We start from the raw sequence: 16,261 nt of genomic DNA on the forward strand, positions 1-16,261 counted from the left end.
CCGACACCCTCGCTCGTATCCCCGACTACAAGATAACCAAGGTCGACGACCTGCTGCCCTGGCGTTGGAACGGATAGCGGCCAGACCGGACGGTTACGTTCCATCAACGCCTTGGAACAGCGAGGATGCTTCGCCCCGAAGCTCCACAAGCATCCCATCCCGCGCGTCAGGGTCACCCAGGAGACGCACCTCGCCAAGCATCTCTCTGAGCAATGCATTGGCGGCGACCATCTGGTCACTGCCGGTCGGCAGCGCTTCCAGCCGGACGACCTGCTTGCGGTAGATCGCTTCCAGATCTGCCTGCGTGGGGATGATCAGCGGCGACGGCTCGGCGAGGCCTATCACGTCCATGCCGTGATCATGTCCCGCGCCTTGGCGAAAGACGGTCGCCGTCTTTTGCAGCCCTCGAAGCATGCGATGATCCGCGACTATGAGGCCGCGCAGGACAGTGTCGGGGACTGGTTCGCCGAACTGGGCCTCGTGCGTGGAAAACGCGAGGCGGAGGACATCCGCAAGGCCGTCAGGTTCAACGCCCAGATACGAGCGGATGCGGCATCGGGCGCGCCGGATGTGCTGCTGCCAGCCGAAGTCGAGGTGCCGAAACGATCGTCATCGGTGCCGACAGTTTTGTGATCCAGGGCGAGCCGATCCGGGACCGCGACCGGCTGATCTGGACGGTGGAACTGGTGCCCGCATGAGGCTGAAGCTCGATATCGATCCCGATCTGGTCGCCATGATGGAGGCCGAGATCAAGGCAGGCGAAAAGGCCGTGACCGGCAGCATGCGCGAGGCGGGTGTGGGCCTGAAGACCGCATGGCGCGGCCAGATTACCGGGGCGGGGCTGGGGCGGAGACTGGCGAATTCGATTCGGAATGCCATCTATCCCAAGGCCGGAGAGAGCCTGAATGCCACCGCGCTGGTCTGGTCCAAGGTGCCGGTGATCATCGGTGCCCATAATGCCGGGCCGCTGATCCGGTCCAAGGACGGGTTCTGGTTGGCCATCCCCGCGGAAGCCGCCGGAAAATCCCTGCGCGGCGGGCGGATCACCCCGGGCGAATGGGAGCGACGCACCGGGCTTGGGCTTCGCTTCGTCTATCGGTGTCGCGGGCCGAGCCTGAGCCATGGGACACAACAGAATCATCGTGTGTCAGTCAACGGCCCTTTGCTGCCGTTCGAGATGATTGAATGTCGCATTGCAGCTTTCACCGAAGCGGCCATCTGTGGACTTTGTTGGAATTCCGCCCTCAGCGTTCTACCAGCCGGGCGGACTTGGGGTCGTAGATATAGTTCGTGATCGTGCCGTCCTTAATTTTTTCCACCGCCTCATCAATCACAAAAAAGGGCACCATGAACCATTCCTCGGGCACTACCGGGCGCCCGAAGCGATCCCGAATCTGAATGTCCAGCCGCGCCGATCCGAAAATGCGGTGGATCAGGGCCTCCAGCTTCGACCGCGATATATTGAAGAGCTTGTAGGTCGCGACAAGTTCGACGTCCGCCATGAGATAGGTCGTCTGCAGGCGCGCACCCTTGATGCGCTGCTTCACATCGTTGCTGGTTACACCAATCTTGTGAACCAGCTCGCGGTTCGCGGCGACCATCGGATGATCCGACTGGCTGCGCAGGATATAGATCGTGCCGCTGGCCAGATCATCATCCTCAACCTCGCCGGAAAACAACGGCCCGGCTGCCGGATCTGTGATACGCCGCCCCGCCTCGTCCTTGTTCATCGCCCGCTGAAGCGAACGCATGAGCATGCTGCTTTCGGTGCCGTTGTCGAAGATCACCCTCAGGCGGGCATCGGTGCGGCCCTGATCGGTCAGGGTCTGATCACCCTTCTCCGCGACATAGGCCTTCTGCCCGCCCACGATGAAGAAGCGCCCCTTTTCGATCTCGGCCTTCAGCTCGAACGGCCGCGTCTCGCGCATGCCGGTATCCAGTTCGCGCTGCACCTGATCGAAGAGCGACCTGAACTTGTCGAAATCCGCACAAACAGCGCGATTGGCGACCTCTTCGGCAGCCTTGCGTTCCGCGCTTGATCGCACATGGCGCAACTCTGTAATGCCCGGTGCGTCAGCTTCGACACCAAGTTCAGCAAGTAGCGCGTCGTCGTCCAAATCCGCATTCGGAATGGCAACCTCGCCCGCCGAGCCATCGAGCAAACCCTGTCGGTCCAGCGGCAGGCATAGTTCGCGGCATTCCCGCTGTTCGCGCAGCCGATCAAGCCGCACAGCATAGAGCCTTTCGAAGATATCACCAGCCTCATCGTGCCGGGGCATATGGCCTTTCTCATCGACGAAGCGCTGTACCTCCTCGAAGCCCGCAATGATACGCTCCTCGCGCGCCGTGCGGACACCGGATCGTTTGGGCTCCAGCTCGACGCCCAGCTCTGCAAGAAGGGCGTCATCTTCGTCGGTGAACGTCCTAGCCATTCTTCTGCTCTTGCTTCATTCGGGCCAGGAAGGCCACACCCTCGGCCATACGCCTTTCCCAAGGGTCGGCCGAGGTGATCTCCGGCAATCGCCCCCGTTCTTGCTTGAACTTAAGCGCCCGCCTGGCCAGATCGCGAGCCTCGTCTGGTGTCAACTGCACCTTGCGAGCGTTGATTACCGCCGCCACCTGCTTCAGGCTGTTCTCGTCCATGGTCTTCGACAGAATGGCGTAAGCCTCCGCAAATGGATTTATGCGATCGATCAGGTCGATATCCAGTTCCGTTACGCTCATCGCAAAGCGGCGCACGCCATCGACAAAGGCCGTATTGCCGCCACCTTCGGTGATCGCCGCCTTGGCCTGCTGGGTCAGGTTCAACGCTGCGATCGCGTGCTGTCGGACCGCTTCCTGATCCTCGGCGTCAAGCGTCGGGTATTTGTCCCTGATGATCTTGCCCAGCCGGACCTGCGTAAGTTCCTCCGGAACGATCTCCTCGTCAAACATGCCGCGTTCGATGGCGGTCTTTTCCTGCACGAAGGCGGTGATCACCTCGTTCAGATCCTGGCTGACGATCCGTTCGGCCTCCTTGCTTCTTGGCTGGGCAAGCCCGTTGATCTCGATTTGGAACTGCCCCTGCGCCTCGCTAAAGCCGATATTGCACTTTGTCGGATCATAGCCGCCCTCGCCGTAATCGAACCCTTCGACCGGACCAGCGGCCCTGGCCTTCGGCGTGAAGTTGAAGCGCGGCGTCAGCACCTGCTCCATCAGCAGGCTGGCGGCGATTGCCTTTAGCGTGTCGTTGACGGCTTCGCGCACGGCCTCTTCCGAGGCATCGGGCTCGGCGATCAGGTTGGTGAAGCGGGCGCGGCTCTTGCCCTCGGCGTCGCGAGTAGCACGGCCGATGATCTGGACGATCTCGGTCAGGCTAGAGCGATAGCCAACCGTCAGAGCATGTTCGCACCAGATCCAGTCGAACCCCTCCTTGGCCATGCCAAGCGCGATGATGATATCGACATGACCGCGGTTCATCTTCTGCGCCGGATCTTTCAGCGCGGCCGAAACCCTGTCGCGCTTCGCTGGATCGTCATCGACCAGATCGGCGATGCGCAGCACGCGGCCATCCGGCGCCCTGACCAGCTGGAATCCCGTCGCGGCATCGGTGCCCTGCCATTCGCCCAGCGCCTCGATGATATGTTCGACTTCCTTTATCTTGTCCTTGGTGCTTTCGCGCGAATTCACCGAGGGGATATGGACGATCGTCTTTTCTTTCGAATCCAATACTTTGACGATGTCGTCAGCATAGGAATCGCTGTAGAAATAATAACCGATATCCAACTTTTTCAGCCAGCGATAGCCGTTCAGCTGTTCGTAATAGGTATAGGTGACGGTCTCGAACTTGGCCTCATCCTCGGGCATCAGCACGGCCTCGGCGTCGCCCCGGAAATACGATCCGGTCATCGCGACGATATGCACCTTGTCGCGTGCGATGAAGGCGGCCAGATGCGCGCCGAGCTTGTTGTCGGGATTGGCGCTGACATGATGGAATTCATCCACCGCAATCAGGCAGCCATCGAATGCCTCGATCCCATAACGATCGACGGCGAAACGGAAGGTCGCGTGCGTGCAGACCAGCACCCGGTCATCGCTGTCCAGAAACGCCTGGACCGAGCTGACTTTGCCGCCATCCTCTCCCGGCGCATTGCAAAGGTTCCATTTCGGCGTGACCGTCCAGTCCGCCCAGAAACCGAACTTCGACAACGGCTCATCGGCGAAGCTGGAGCCGATGGACTTTTCCGGCACCACGATAATCGCCTTGCGCAGGCCCTGATTGTGCAGCTTGTCCAAAGCGATAAACATAAGCGCACGGCTTTTGCCCGATGCAGGCGGTGACTTGATCAGAAGATACTGCTCGCCTCGTTTCTCGTAGGCGCGCTCCTGCATCGGGCGCATGCCGAGCTCGTTGGATTTGGTCGAACTGCCATTGGCGGCGTAGTTGACCGAGACCATGGGTACGGCCTTGCGCGCATTCATGACATTGCTGACGAGATCCGTTCCGGGTCGCGTGAGCAGAGCACCCTCGAAGAAGCTGGCCGAAAGTTCAGGGATATCGGACGTGTCGATATCCTCATCTCGGATGTCACTGCCCTTATTGGAATTTCTTGAGATGGGCATCAAACGCCTCCTGTTCCTTCTTGCGGGCGTGCCGGACACTAATGATCCGCATGTTGCCGTTACGAGGTGTCCAGATGACGACCATGGCCCTGCCACCGGGATTCCTCGCAACGGTGACGAATCGCTCCTCCCGCAGGCTATCCGACTGAGGAGAAGGATTGGTTAACGATAGATTGTGCTTTATCGCCCTCCCGGCATCTGTAAATCTCATCCGATGCTTTTGAAGGTTCGCGCGGGCCTTGTTCCTGTCACATTCGAACTTCATCACTCGGCACTCACCTTCGTCGTCATCCTGGTATACATCTCGAACAGTTTTTCTAGCCGCTCGGTGTCGTTCCTGAAGCGGCGGCCGATATAGATGCGTTCCAGCACCTCGTCGTTGCGGTCGTGGGCGGCGCGGAGGTTGTCGGGCATCTTCTCGGGGTCATAGAGATCGGCGATGGTGGCGGGGAAATGCGCCTCGCGCGCCAGCAGGATGTTTTCGGCGGCCGTGGTCAGGTCGGCGCGGTTCTTTTCGGTCAGTTTCGGAATGGGGAAAGTGTTCCAGCCCATAGTATTTGAATAGGACAGTCGCAACTCCAACCTCCCGCATATCGTCTCGATCCAAGAAAGGTGTAGTTTTGATATAATAATTGACAATGCCCACAAAGGACCATCCGGAATATAGAACACCTTACTTGTTGGAATAACGGAGCCATCAGACAAGCCAGCGGGAAAATATTCCCGATTCTCCGACGAAACAATAGGAACAAAAATCTTTACTAGATCGTCACCTTTCCGCTCCCGGAACTGATATGGCTTCGCTGCTAGATTGTTTACCGCCCTATCTTCTGTTTCCAGCCGATCCCGTTTAACAGCAGCAATGCGCTGTGCAATTTCTGGATATCTGTTCGCCTCCTCGAGATCCGCCTCATCGAGCCACAGGCAATATCTCTCATTTCCATTGATTAATTCAGACGACCCCAAAAAACGACGCATGAACCGAAGTGGAACGCCTTGTTCTACCAAACGCACCTTTTCTGATGGCTCAAGTATCAATCCCGCCGACTTCGAGTAGTATACACCGTATTCCATCTGAACCTGCGTGAAACGGGGTTTCTTATGCGCGGGGACAATATCAATTTCATGATGCGTCAAGTATGGATTAATGTTTGCCACTTCGCGCCTGATATCATCAGTAATGATCCACCTACGCCCATCGTGTTTACGGTCGACACCGGCAATAACCACCGTGACCCCTGCCTTGTTCGCAGCAAGGTTTGACCACTTGAACGAAGTGTGCGCGAAGCGAATGCGAAAGCCACGCTTCTGCAAAAGCGCCCAAGTGATAGGAACCTGCTGTCCCTGACAAATGCTATTTGTGGCAACGAAAGCGAACGGCGCCTCGCAAGCGTCATTGTAGAGCGCGGCCTTCATTAGCCACGCGCCAACATAGTCCACGTTTTTCCATTTCGCCGTAAGGCCCGAGAATACCCGCTCAAGGTCTTCCTTTTCTTGCGTCTTCTGCTTTCGCGACCCCTTGAACGGAGGGTTGCCGCAGATATACGTCTCACCTCCCTCATTCTCGAAATCGATCTGCGCCTGATCCAGCGGAGTCTGGAAAAGATCATCCGCCTGCATCTTCACCCCCGTCCCGGTTGGCGGGCAGATCGACAGCCAGTCCAGCCGCAGCGCGTTGCCGCAGGTGATCCAGTTCTGAGCGTCCAGCGGCAGGAAGGCAGCCAACGCCTCTTTCTGGCCGCGATAGGTCACGTCGCATTGATATTCGGCGATGATCAGCGCCAGGCGCGCGATCTCGGCCGAAAAATCCCGGATCTCGATGCCGCGGAAACTGGTCAGCGGAATCTCGGTCTTGCGGTCGGTCTCGCCGCGGCGGCGGTTGATCTCTGCCTCGATCGCGCGCAGCTGCTTGTAGGCGATGACCAGAAAATTGCCCGAGCCGCAGGCCGGGTCAAAGACGCGGATGCGGGCGATCCGGTTTCGCAGATTCAGCAGCTTGCGGGCATTGTCCCCCGCCGCCTCCAGCGCCGCGTTCAGGCCGTCCAGAAACAGCGGGTTCAGCACCTTCAGGATATTCGGCACGCTGGTATAATGCATGCCAAGCGCGCCGCGCTCCTCGTCATCCGCGACCGCCTGGATCATAGACCCGAAGATGTCGGGGTTGATCTGCGTCCAGTCCAGATTGCCGATATGCAGCAGATAGGACCGCGCGATTTTCGAGAAGCGCGGCACGTCGAGGTTGCCGGAAAACAGCCCGCCATTCACATAGGGAAAGACATCGGCCCAGGGCCGCAGGTTCGCGGCCGCGCGATCGGTGGGCTTGATGTTCATGGCGCGGAATATCTGGCCCATCACCTCATGGGTGTTGGTGCTGTCGCGCGTGCTGAACTGGTCAATGGTGGCGGTGAACAGGCCGGTGCCGTTGAAGATATCAGTATCCTCGGCAAAGAAGCAGAAGATCAGCCGCGCCATGAAGTGGTTCATGTCGTGGCGCCGCTCGGCCCGACCCCAGTCAGGGTTATCCTTCAGCAGCTCGACATAGAGCCGATTGAGACGGCTGGTCGCGCGGATGTCAAAGGCGTTTTCCTTGATCGCGCGGACAGTCGAGATGCCGGCGAGGGATAGGAAAAAACCGAAATGGCTCGGAAAGTCGATGTAATCGCAGGCGACGGTCTCGCCGCTGGTCAGGTCCTCGGCCTCCAGCGTGTGGCCATCGGTGGCGAGGATGAACCTGGCCTTGGCGCGGGCAGTCGCCGGGCTGTCGCGCAGGGCTGTCAGAGTCTCGGCAACCGCGCCCGGGGCGCAGGTTCTGATGTGGATGTTGTTGGTCTGTAGGACGCCGCCGAGATCGGACTTGTTCGACGCGCCGTTGCGCAGCTTCTTCAGCGTGGTCGGTTTGTTGCCAAAAGCTTCGAGGAAGGCGAAGGGGAACGCCTCGGCATCAAAGGGCTGTTCGGCAAGGTCAGAGACGGCCTGTTCGATTTCAACGGCGTTCATTCAGGCCTTCCAGGGATTGATCAGTTTGATGCCGCAATCGGCGAAATCGGGTGTGTTGCGGGTGGCCACCTTTGCGCCGGCCGCCTGCGCGATCGCTGCAATCTGGCAATCGGCATGGGCGATCGGCCTACCTTTGGCACGACGGGAAGCGCCAATGGCTGCGAAGGCTATCGCTGCCGGGCTGTCGAAGGGCAGGATACGGTCGGCAAAATCCTCGCGGATGATTTGGTCGATCATCTCTGCCAATCCGTCACGTCGCTTGCCAGCGGGCAGAATGGCAACGCCCAGGCGCAATTCAGCCTCGGTGATCGTGGTCAGGTAGATGCCGCCGCCATCGAAGCTGCCAAGCCAGTCAACGACGCGTTTTTCCGGCGCCGGACGCAGAAGCTCCGACACGACATTTGTGTCGAGGATGATCATCGGCCGAAGGCAGGCGGTTCACGCATCGCGTCACGTGCAGGAATGTCCAGATCGACGCCGCCGGTCTTGGCTACCCGCGTACGTAGACTGCGGGCCAGGTCCAACCGAGGGCGCAGATCACCAACTACCTCGCGCAGGATTTCGCGAGCCTCCTCCTCCATAGACCGCCCATGCTCTGCTGCGCGCACGCGAAGGCGATGCTTGATGCCATCATCGAGATTTCGAATCGTAATGCTCGCCATATGCCTGCTCCGATTGCCACAAGAAAGAGAATAGGTGGCGATTGCATTGCAATCAACTCTGTTGAACTGATGGGGGAACTTCTTGTGTCGCTGTTCCTCGCGAATTCCTAAAGGGCGTCTTCATTTAGAGGATTCCCATGTCGGCTGAGTTCTGATTCAAGATCGAAAACGGAGGCGATCTTTAGCAGACGAACCCTGACTTACGCGCAGTGGACGAGGCTGGAGCCGCTTCTACCCGGAAAGAAGGGCGACCGTGGCCGAGGCGGGTCTGACAACCGGCTGTTTGTGGACGCGGTGCTGCGGCTGGCGCGGACGGCCTCGCCCTGGCGTGATTTGCCGGCGGAACTGGGCAACTGGCGCACGGTGCATTGCCGCTTCCGGCGCTGGACTCTAGCGGGTGTGTGGGACAACCTTTTCAAGGCCTTGGCCACTGACCCGGACTTAGAATACGTGCTGATTGACGCGACGATCTGCAAGGTCCATGCCGACGCCACTTCTCAAAGGGGGGGGGGCTTGAGGCTCGTCCTCCTTCCATTTCAGGTCGCCGATCAGCCCTCGCGTCGGGCGGATGAGGTCAGCCCGGCAATGGGCCAGATCGCCCCCTGCCCGTCGGCCATGCATCTCGACCCCGTGCAGTTGATGTGGCCAGCCCGCCTTGCGACCCTTCTGGCTGAAGCGGAGGCGGATGCCTGCAATGTGGTGCATATGTCAGCGGACATCTCCGCGCTCTATCGCAGCTACGTCGACGCCCTGACCGAGACCCCGGCCGGTGGTGACGTCATTGGCCGTGCCTCGGGCGAGCTGCACAAGCTGGTCGAGCAGATCGTGGTCACTTGGGACGAGGGCGCGGGCATCCATCACCTTGATCTGGCGGGCCATCTTGTTCAGCTGTTGTCTGCTGGCGACAACAAGAAAGCCGCGACCCTTTCAGGTGCGGCTTGTTCGCTAAGATTGGTTGCGGGGAACTGATTCCACCGAAAACTAAGACAGCTCAGGGTGGGATATCTCCGGCGAAGCGCCCAAAGAGACGTTGGGGCGGGAAGCGGTTATTCGCTGCACTCCGCCCGAAGGTCAGCAAAGCGCAATTCTTTTGCGACTTTAAGGTGCCCTCAAAACTGCAGCTGATACTCAGTCAACATGATCTGACTTCTCTGATTGCCCAGCCCAAATTGCACTTTCCAGTTCATCAAGTCGAGCGGCAGCGATGAAAACACCGCTCCGGACATTGGCGTTGTTGCCCGCACCCTCATAGATGTTGCGAAGTAGGTCGAAAATTGGTTCGGTCGGTTCAAATCCATCTGGTAGACCGCGAATTCCGCGCACGACCTGAAAATCGTTGTACCTCTGACGCAGATCGTCAATGCGACCCGCTTGCAAATCCGCAACTACGTCGAGGATCGCGCCACCGGGGTGTTCGAATGCGGACCGTCGTCCACCAAGGCGTTGAAGGGCGTTCGCCTTCGAGACCCGATAAACGGCATTCGTCGCAGCAAGCGCCTCGACTGCTCCATCGATATTCCCGCCCGCGAGTCTGACAAAGTAGAAAAGGGGCAACCATTGCTGCTGAACCTTTGCTGAGATGCAGACATATTCGAGTGGGGCGCCGACTGCTTCGTGGTTCAGATAGGCCCGTAACACGGCGTCAGCGTCGAGCGCTCGGCCTTCAACGCGCTCGATCACCTGCCCCTCAGCATCCACAACATGAACATCCCCGACCAGCCTCAAGGCAGGTGCTCCGGCACGTTCGTCGAACTCTCCTTCACGAATGAAATCAAGTTGATCGGCCAGCGAACGATCAATCACGATGCGCTTTGAACCTGCATCCATCTCTCCCTTTGCGGTATCCACGATCAAGGCCCGATCCGTTCCGATGTCGCTGAGCCGCGACGCACTGGCCAACAAGCTATGTGTCGCCGCCCTGTCACGTTCGCGTAGCATGGCCAGCAGATCGCCGAACTTGATCTTTCCAGACTGCCCCGGATAGCGGAACAGGATCGCCCCGTCTTCAAGCCCATTCGCATCGCGGCAGACGATCACCGGCGGTGTGGGGTACTTTTCAACGAAGAGCACGCCCACCGCATGGCCTCCGAACTCGATCATATCCTTCGAAAACGAGGGGGTCGGCGTCAGGAGCGTTTTCGCCTTGTCCGTGATCTTGACTATGTCTGTATCTTGGAAAACCGTATCTGGCATTCCCGCCACGCGGCATTCGGAATCGCCAACGCCAATGAATATGAAGCCGCCCTTGTTGTTCGCCAAGGCTGCGATAGCACGGATAATTGGCTCCATCCGACGCGGCTCAAATTGCACCTTGCATTCCTGTTCGGACGTCTCGCCGTCCGCAAGGAACCAGTTGCCATCGCCGCGCTGGACGAACCTCGCTTTCGCTCGCTCGGCCAGCGTCGGCTCGCGTTGTTCTGCGCCCTCAATCACAACGCCTACTTCTGCAGGCGCAAAGGTTGCTAGAAAAGCATCTAACGCAGCATCTGTCGCCTCTGGCACCTCTGGTCCATAGTCGCCGGATCGTATCCCTGTGATCCGGCCCGAGTTGACCGGACGATCCTGCCTATTGAAATAGAATTGTATGTCACGGTTGCGCATTCCGCGGCGCAGCATTGCCTTGATCAGGCCGATTTCTTCGTCCGCAATTGATCTGCGCGGCATCGCCCCAAGCCTCCACTAAGTCGCACTTGTCCGGCGATGAGACGGGAGGTGGTCAATAATGGTCTGTTGGGTCTCAGCTTCCCAGAAGTAGTATATCCTCAAGCACCTTTTGGGATCACGCCCGTTGCCGCCATTTTTGACATGCCAGTCAACTTCGTAGCGCCTGCCCTTCCAGTCAGCGGCGTAGGTATCCCCGCCGCAAGGTGAATTCAGGATGCCGTTCACAACTTGAACATCCCTAAGGCTTCCCCCGCCATTCAGACGGCGGTCATGCTGAATGGTTGCCAGCCATGTGATTGCACTCGCAACCAGTGTTACATCTTCGAACTCGGGGGAACGTGCCATCCTCCGGGCAGATGGCGTCAACAAGACCTTGTCGGGATAGGTCTGGTCAAGCCAATCCGTGAACTCTGACCAATCCTGTGGTAAAGGCGGCTCCTGCGTTGGAGCCGCATTGCCTTCAGCCAGCGCGGCCTGCAACTGCCTGACATGGGATAACAAAGAGCGGTTTTCTTGCTCGGCGGCATGCGCGCGATCCTCTACGGCCTCAATTTCTGCGATGTAGCCGTCGATCTCTTTGTCTTTCTCATCGATCTGTTTTTCCAGACTTTCGACCAACTCTTCTGCAGTCTTTAGGAGTTCCTCATTTGGCGCGGCTTGGTTGGAAAGATCGGTCTTGCGAAGTTTTCTGCTCGCAGTACGAACTGCCGCAAAATCAAGCACATCTTTGCCGAGACGCGTTTCAGAAATGCTGACCTCGGCGGCCAAGGCACGTAGACTTCGAACACACGCGGAAGCGCCACCGGTTTTGCGCAAGTCGGCTTCCATAAACAGGCGATGGCGGAATGGGTCGTCAGTTGCGGAAAACCCCCGCAAATAGGCGCGTACCCCGCCATTGAACACCGAGCGATACTTCCCGAAGCGCTTGGTCAGAACCCAAGTCAGTTCGGCAGAAACCAATACAATCCGGGCAAGGCCAGCGACAGCTTTGGCCAATACTGTAATGTCGATATGCGGTTGGCCGCCGTCCCCTGGCATTGCAATGACGAAGATCGGTAGTCGGCGCTCCTTGTCTTCCAGATGGTCGCAGAGGTCTTCGGCGCCGTTTTCTGTCTGGATCGTCACCGGTTCCGAAAAGAGCTTCCGAGCGCCCCGGATCAGTCCTGGAGCTTCGATCATCTGCAAGACCGGCCCCGGCACGTGGGGTTCAATGTTGAAATCCCGCTCTGTCGTGCTGACAATCAAGCGAAGGCTGACATGCGGGCGGCTGCCTACTTCGCCGCCAATGATGATTTCGGTGGACCAGACGCGCCCAGCCACTTCCTTGTCCGGATCTTCCGCCCGCAGCGCCCAGAGATCAAGCGCGTCGTTCTCGATCCGGACCGCCGTGCTACTGCGCCCACCCACTGGCAGGTCAAAGTCCTTCATGTCCCACGCGACCTTAGGGAGCAATCGCCCGGCCCGCTTTTGCGTCCATTTCAGCGCCTCTTTACGCGCGGCCTCTGCCGAAGCAGCGTGATCCTCGCCATCAAGCTGGGCCGAAACGCGCAATATTTCGATGTCACGCACAGCGCGGTGCATCCTTTTTGATAATGGAGCGAGGGCATCAGAAAGGGCGGTATTCACTGATAAAGTCCCAGATGTTGATGTAATTGGTGATTTCGAGCCTAGTCCTGTGGTCTCTGGCTTTCAACTTGTGAATGAAACTCGCCAGGCAGCTCTTCTATTAGAGATCAAGCAATAATGGACAAAAGCGGTCGCTCGTCGAACTACTGGTGAATGACCGCAAAGGGCCGAATGCTCAATATCGCCGTCTACACAGGCCGGGATGCAGCTTCTCCGCACCCCGGCCCTCTGTTTGATCACCCTGTGCGATCACGATTCGTGCTGCGTATTCTTCTCGTCGCGCCGTTCTTGCGGGATGGCCTGCGTCGACGTCACAATGTCCTCTTCCCGACACCCTGGATGTTGCTTGATACGTTTCCCCCGCCGCCCGAACACAGGAAGGAAGTGTTCTCGTCTCTCTCCGGACGGAAATTATTTTTCCGGACCCTCATTGTCTCGGTTGTGGAACTGACGTTTGGCCATTTGCTCGAGCGCAGCGATGCTGGCGACGAGTGAGTTTCGCGCCTTCGCGATCTGCATCCGTAGCGCGTCCGGCAGTAGCCCGGCGACGGCAAGGATGTGCCATCACCCGCTGCGCCTGAATCACGACGGCCTGTTCTTTCTCCGCAACCGCGGCCTCGCGCCCCGTCAGCACTTCCGCCCCCGCCGCGAGATCGGTTGCCTTCTGGTCGGCTGACGCGGCGCGCCTGGCGATCTTGGCTTCCTGTTCTGCGCGCCATTGACGCGGGCTGACATGCCGGCGCCGTTTCGGGTCGAGATGCTGGCGGGCATAGAGCGGCAGACCGATGGTATAGGCGGTTTCCAGCAGGTTCGCCGGACCGCCATAGGTCGTGAACGTGTCCATGGTGCCGATCGGGAAGGCGATGCGCTCGTTCGCCGGAATCAGCCGTTCCAAGGTCTTGGTCGAGAGGGTGAGTGACGCCTTCGAAGCAGAAGAGGCCCAACTCGCCCAGGCAGGTATAGAGGTTCGGCAGGATGTTGATGGCCTGCGTCATCTCGGCCAGCGAATAGCCGCCGGCATCGAAGGCATTGCGGATGATGGTCATGGGGAAACCTTGTCGGGAAAGAGGAGAAAGGAGCGATGCGACTGCAGCCGGTCAGGCGCTGTCGCAGATGTGCGTTGGGAAATTCTGCTGTCAGGCACGAGAAGTCGACTCGATACGTGCGGACATCGCGCCTCGCCGAGGAGCTGAACTACGCGCGGCTGGACGGCAGCCTAACGAAATTGCGTACCAAACTTGCGCGACTGGATCTGTTGATTCTTGATGATTTCGCCTCGTTACCAATGGGACCGCAGGAGAAAGCCGATCTCTTCGAGGTGATTGAAGACCGTGACGAGCGGGTATCGACCATGTTGATATCGTAGCGCCCAATTGCAGACTGGTACGAGTTCGTCGGGGAGGATCTTCTCGAAGACGAATTCCTTTATCGGGTCAGGAACCGGACATACCGCATCCAGCTGGAGGGCAAATCCAAACGTGGCTGACAGGCCCTGATCGCGCAGTCCTGATGAGACTGCGCGATCAAACTTGGTGGGACCGGGCTGTCAGAGCTTTGGGACAATGCAGTGATCGCTGGGGTTCGCTTCGCAGGCGGCTTTTGCCCCGCTTCAGCCCATTGTCGCAACTGTTCAGCCAACCGGGTATGCCCCTTCTGCTCTTCAGCAGCAGAGAGTTGCATCGCCAGATCGAAAATATGAGTTTCTGGGCGGATGCCACCTTATTAACTGCTCTCGAATTGATCTTTGCCACCACTACTAAATTACTGTAACGGCGAACGCCTAGAGAGGGTAAATGGCTTGTACGCTGCTCCGCCGCCAATCAAAGCGAACTGCCCAGCGCCCGGGGCCGGGCGGTTCCGCCTTGGGCGTAAAAGCGCAACTGGCCAAACTTCTCCTTCACGTGTGTGCCTGGAACGATAGCTGATCCGCTCGGATCACGTCGGAAAGGGTGCAGCACAACTGCTCGAGCAGAGGGATCCAGCCGTTGTGAACGGCGATGCCCTGATAATCGATGAGCGGTTGCAGCCGATCGATCCCAAGCTAAGCCTACCCGCTTAGCTACATCAACCAATGCGTTAGCGGCCCATCCGATAAATTTTTCAGAAAACTCTGATCCTGCCCCCTTAAAAATTATCAGTTATCTGAGTTTTCTTTATTCTCTATATGTGCTCTCTTACATATGGCTGCAGTTCAGGGGCATGATTTTTGCTAACTCTCTCGCGGGTATATACTGGGTCGATAAGCTCCAGGAGCATTTAGATGTACCAATTTAACCCCGAGGCTCCGCCTTTTGAGTTCGGTAGTGGTATAACTTTTGAGTTCGGTAGTGGTATGAAGAGTGATGTATTGCCTGTAGGAGTCGCTGTTTGCAGTACTTGTCCCATAGTTTCCTGCTTCATTGTCTTCACTAAAGTCTATATTCGCTTAATTTACCGCAACCTCGGAAATGGTGTAGGCTATGCTGTCGGGAACACCGGTCGCTATATCTTGTATTGCTATCAATCAACCCGAGGATCACCGTACGGCTCTACATTTCCATATACGCCTCTATCATAGTAAGATGATGTAATGGCCTGTTTTCTATCGTGTCTGCGATCTCCATAAGTCTCGGATATTTCTGCTGAAAGATTGATCTCAACGTATCCATGGTCGGCGGTCCTGGAAGTTCCAGGTGTGCCATTTACCCATCATCTAATGATGCCATCCGACTTCTTCACTGCAGATTTTGAAAAATAGCTCTACAGTTCCAGACTTTCTAAGTGTTTCGCTGCGCGACCTCATTACATAAACTCTTCTTCCCGTTCTCTCACTTATTCTTATAGAAGAGATCTTACCTTCCGCATGTGCATCGCCTTCATTTTTTATAAATATACTTGCGCTGCAAGATGATCCATCTGGATAGATTGCCAGCGAGATTAGTTCGAGCCTTGGCAACTTTGCAGCACTCGCGGTGTTCACATATGAATTTCGGGACTGGCATGCAGTGGCTCTTTCTTGAGTTACACAACTGTGTGGAATTTTTCGCGCTAAATCTTCTGCTAAGTCTGTATTGTTGTGCCTGGGCTCCCGCCTGTACATCTCTCTGGTTGTATATCTTATGGTATTGGCGGCATTCTGATTTTTGACATCTGAAAGATATTGTGGATCATAGGCAGCACTTCCACTGCATGATGCCAGAAATAGAATTGCTAGTGTCGTTCGGCCGTAGGTCGCGGACCGGAAGAGTTTTTTCATAGTTGGTATTGTCCGATATCGCGACTTGGATGCTGTATAATATCCTTGCGATCTAACCTCTTGTGAGCCGTCTGAATGTAGATGGGGTAGCTTTGGGATCATCTCCTCATCTCCTGTTATTGTTATCAAACGTCATTGTTCAGCTGTACTTGCGGCATCGACTGGCGACTGTTAATCTTTGATAACCAGAAGCTTCCAGATTTCTACGCGGGGGCGGCTTGAGGTTTCAATGAATAGAGTCTTCTTATCGCCTTCATCGCATAGTACTGCGGGACCCATGCGCCTGAGCGGCATGGGTGTCTCTGCAAGCAGCAATATTCCGCGATATGCCATTAGTCTTACGGGGACGACGGAGCATGTTTTGTCATGTAAATATTTGCCCACATTCTCCAAGTAAGTCGCTGATTTCGCTGTCGTAATCGTGATATTTCGCATATAAATCATGGCGTTGACGGCTGCGAGGGGCGCGTTTCAT

Annotated in this window: 15 protein-coding genes and 1 pseudogene; 6 read left to right on the plus strand and 10 right to left on the minus strand. The window is 57.3% G+C overall.

The annotated features are described in order from the left end of the window. Window positions 1–93: 93 nt before the first annotated feature. A complete protein-coding gene (locus tag ACFOMH_RS20125) occupies window positions 94–414 on the minus strand; it encodes a hypothetical protein (RefSeq protein WP_377746719.1) in 321 nt (106 codons plus the stop codon). A 3-nt stretch (window positions 415–417) separates the two neighbouring features. Between ACFOMH_RS20125 and ACFOMH_RS20130 the strand changes: the two genes are divergently transcribed. From ACFOMH_RS20130 to ACFOMH_RS20135, 3 genes are read left to right on the plus strand one after another with little or no spacing between them, the layout of a single operon-like run. Beyond that, the gene (locus ACFOMH_RS20130) at window positions 418–633 is read left to right on the plus strand and encodes a hypothetical protein (RefSeq protein ID WP_374427079.1); all 216 of its coding nucleotides are present in this window, start codon (window positions 418–420) and stop codon (window positions 631–633) included. Continuing rightward, window positions 630–698, plus strand: a complete 69-nt coding sequence (locus ACFOMH_RS20600; RefSeq protein ID WP_449301466.1) for a hypothetical protein — start codon at window positions 630–632, stop codon at window positions 696–698. Before ACFOMH_RS20130 ends, ACFOMH_RS20600 begins: the two co-directional genes overlap by 4 nt. Beyond that, window positions 695–1,294 carry a DUF6441 family protein gene (locus ACFOMH_RS20135; RefSeq protein WP_377746721.1) on the plus strand — a complete coding sequence of 200 codons (600 nt, stop codon included), beginning with the start codon at window positions 695–697 and terminating at the stop codon, window positions 1,292–1,294. The genes ACFOMH_RS20600 and ACFOMH_RS20135 overlap by 4 nt, the downstream gene beginning before the upstream one ends. Here the strand turns inward: ACFOMH_RS20135 and ACFOMH_RS20140 are convergent. The 6 genes from ACFOMH_RS20140 to ACFOMH_RS20165 are packed head-to-tail and all read right to left on the minus strand — an operon-like array spanning window position 1,245 to window position 8,261. Next, window positions 1,245–2,432 carry a GIY-YIG nuclease family protein gene (locus tag ACFOMH_RS20140; RefSeq protein WP_374426335.1) on the minus strand — a complete coding sequence of 396 codons (1,188 nt, stop codon included), beginning with the start codon at window positions 2,430–2,432 and terminating at the stop codon, window positions 1,245–1,247. The genes ACFOMH_RS20135 and ACFOMH_RS20140 overlap by 50 nt on opposite strands. Continuing rightward, the gene (locus ACFOMH_RS20145; protein WP_449301465.1) at window positions 2,425–4,602 is read right to left on the minus strand and encodes a pseudomurein-binding repeat-containing protein; all 2,178 of its coding nucleotides are present in this window, start codon (window positions 4,600–4,602) and stop codon (window positions 2,425–2,427) included. The genes ACFOMH_RS20140 and ACFOMH_RS20145 overlap by 8 nt, the downstream gene beginning before the upstream one ends. Beyond that, window positions 4,577–4,867, minus strand: a complete 291-nt coding sequence (locus ACFOMH_RS20150; RefSeq protein WP_374426332.1) for a BrnT family toxin — start codon at window positions 4,865–4,867, stop codon at window positions 4,577–4,579. The genes ACFOMH_RS20145 and ACFOMH_RS20150 overlap by 26 nt, the downstream gene beginning before the upstream one ends. Further along, complete coding sequence (locus ACFOMH_RS20155; protein WP_374426329.1) at window positions 4,867–7,599, minus strand: class I SAM-dependent DNA methyltransferase; 2,733 nt, start codon at window positions 7,597–7,599, stop codon at window positions 4,867–4,869. Before ACFOMH_RS20155 ends, ACFOMH_RS20150 begins: the two co-directional genes overlap by 1 nt. Next, window positions 7,600–8,019, minus strand: a complete 420-nt coding sequence (locus tag ACFOMH_RS20160) for a type II toxin-antitoxin system VapC family toxin (protein WP_377746723.1) — start codon at window positions 8,017–8,019, stop codon at window positions 7,600–7,602. Continuing rightward, the gene (locus tag ACFOMH_RS20165; protein ID WP_374426323.1) at window positions 8,016–8,261 is read right to left on the minus strand and encodes a FitA-like ribbon-helix-helix domain-containing protein; all 246 of its coding nucleotides are present in this window, start codon (window positions 8,259–8,261) and stop codon (window positions 8,016–8,018) included. Before ACFOMH_RS20165 ends, ACFOMH_RS20160 begins: the two co-directional genes overlap by 4 nt. 195 nt (window positions 8,262–8,456) lie before the next feature. Between ACFOMH_RS20165 and ACFOMH_RS20170 the strand changes: the two genes are divergently transcribed. Continuing rightward, window positions 8,457–9,230, plus strand: a complete 774-nt coding sequence (locus ACFOMH_RS20170) for a transposase (protein ID WP_377746734.1) — start codon at window positions 8,457–8,459, stop codon at window positions 9,228–9,230. 159 nt (window positions 9,231–9,389) lie between these two features. Here the strand turns inward: ACFOMH_RS20170 and ACFOMH_RS20175 are convergent, their stop codons facing one another. From ACFOMH_RS20175 to ACFOMH_RS20185, 3 genes and pseudogenes are all read right to left on the minus strand, one after another. Continuing rightward, window positions 9,390–10,925: an AlbA family DNA-binding domain-containing protein gene (locus tag ACFOMH_RS20175; protein WP_377746724.1), complete on the minus strand. Its 1,536-nt coding sequence runs from the start codon at window positions 10,923–10,925 to the stop codon at window positions 9,390–9,392. Between the two features lie 15 nt (window positions 10,926–10,940). After that, window positions 10,941–12,494 (minus strand): hypothetical protein, encoded by a 1,554-nt coding sequence (locus ACFOMH_RS20180; RefSeq protein ID WP_377746726.1) that lies wholly within the window; start codon window positions 12,492–12,494, stop codon window positions 10,941–10,943. A 796-nt stretch (window positions 12,495–13,290) separates the two neighbouring features. Continuing rightward, window positions 13,291–13,470: pseudogene (locus ACFOMH_RS20185) on the minus strand (major capsid protein); the annotation flags it as partial. 162 nt (window positions 13,471–13,632) lie between these two features. Here ACFOMH_RS20185 and ACFOMH_RS20190 point away from each other — a divergent pair. Then, on the plus strand, window positions 13,633–13,917 hold the full coding sequence (locus tag ACFOMH_RS20190) for an ATP-binding protein (protein WP_377746728.1): 285 nt from the start codon (window positions 13,633–13,635) through the stop codon (window positions 13,915–13,917). Between the two features lie 143 nt (window positions 13,918–14,060). Then, window positions 14,061–14,321, plus strand: coding sequence for a hypothetical protein (locus ACFOMH_RS20195; RefSeq protein ID WP_377746730.1), 261 nt, complete (start codon window positions 14,061–14,063; stop codon window positions 14,319–14,321). The last annotated feature ends 1,940 nt before the right edge of the window (window positions 14,322–16,261 follow it).

The sequence above is a fragment of the Paracoccus mangrovi genome, assembly GCF_042648425.1.
Classification (GTDB): Bacteria; Pseudomonadota; Alphaproteobacteria; order Rhodobacterales; family Rhodobacteraceae; genus Paracoccus; species Paracoccus mangrovi.

What these genes read in the sequence shown, in the direction of transcription:
- ACFOMH_RS20140 (WP_374426335.1), bottom strand. Translation starts at nt 2,432, where the DNA reads ATGGCTAGGACGTTCACCGACGAAGATGACGCCCTTCTTGCAGAGCTG.
- ACFOMH_RS20175 (WP_377746724.1), bottom strand. Translation starts at nt 10,925, where the DNA reads ATGCCGCGCAGATCAATTGCGGACGAAGAAATCGGCCTGATCAAGGCA.
- ACFOMH_RS20160 (WP_377746723.1), bottom strand. Translation starts at nt 8,019, where the DNA reads ATGATCATCCTCGACACAAATGTCGTGTCGGAGCTTCTGCGTCCGGCG.
- ACFOMH_RS20195 (WP_377746730.1), top strand. Translation starts at nt 14,061, where the DNA reads ATGAGACTGCGCGATCAAACTTGGTGGGACCGGGCTGTCAGAGCTTTG.
- ACFOMH_RS20150 (WP_374426332.1), bottom strand. Translation starts at nt 4,867, where the DNA reads ATGAAGTTCGAATGTGACAGGAACAAGGCCCGCGCGAACCTTCAAAAG.
- ACFOMH_RS20130 (WP_374427079.1), top strand. Translation starts at nt 418, where the DNA reads ATGATCCGCGACTATGAGGCCGCGCAGGACAGTGTCGGGGACTGGTTC.
- ACFOMH_RS20165 (WP_374426323.1), bottom strand. Translation starts at nt 8,261, where the DNA reads ATGGCGAGCATTACGATTCGAAATCTCGATGATGGCATCAAGCATCGC.
- ACFOMH_RS20125 (WP_377746719.1), bottom strand. Translation starts at nt 414, where the DNA reads ATGCTTCGAGGGCTGCAAAAGACGGCGACCGTCTTTCGCCAAGGCGCG.
- ACFOMH_RS20145 (WP_449301465.1), bottom strand. Translation starts at nt 4,602, where the DNA reads ATGCCCATCTCAAGAAATTCCAATAAGGGCAGTGACATCCGAGATGAG.
- ACFOMH_RS20155 (WP_374426329.1), bottom strand. Translation starts at nt 7,599, where the DNA reads ATGAACGCCGTTGAAATCGAACAGGCCGTCTCTGACCTTGCCGAACAG.
- ACFOMH_RS20190 (WP_377746728.1), top strand. Translation starts at nt 13,633, where the DNA reads ATGCGACTGCAGCCGGTCAGGCGCTGTCGCAGATGTGCGTTGGGAAAT.
- ACFOMH_RS20135 (WP_377746721.1), top strand. Translation starts at nt 695, where the DNA reads ATGAGGCTGAAGCTCGATATCGATCCCGATCTGGTCGCCATGATGGAG.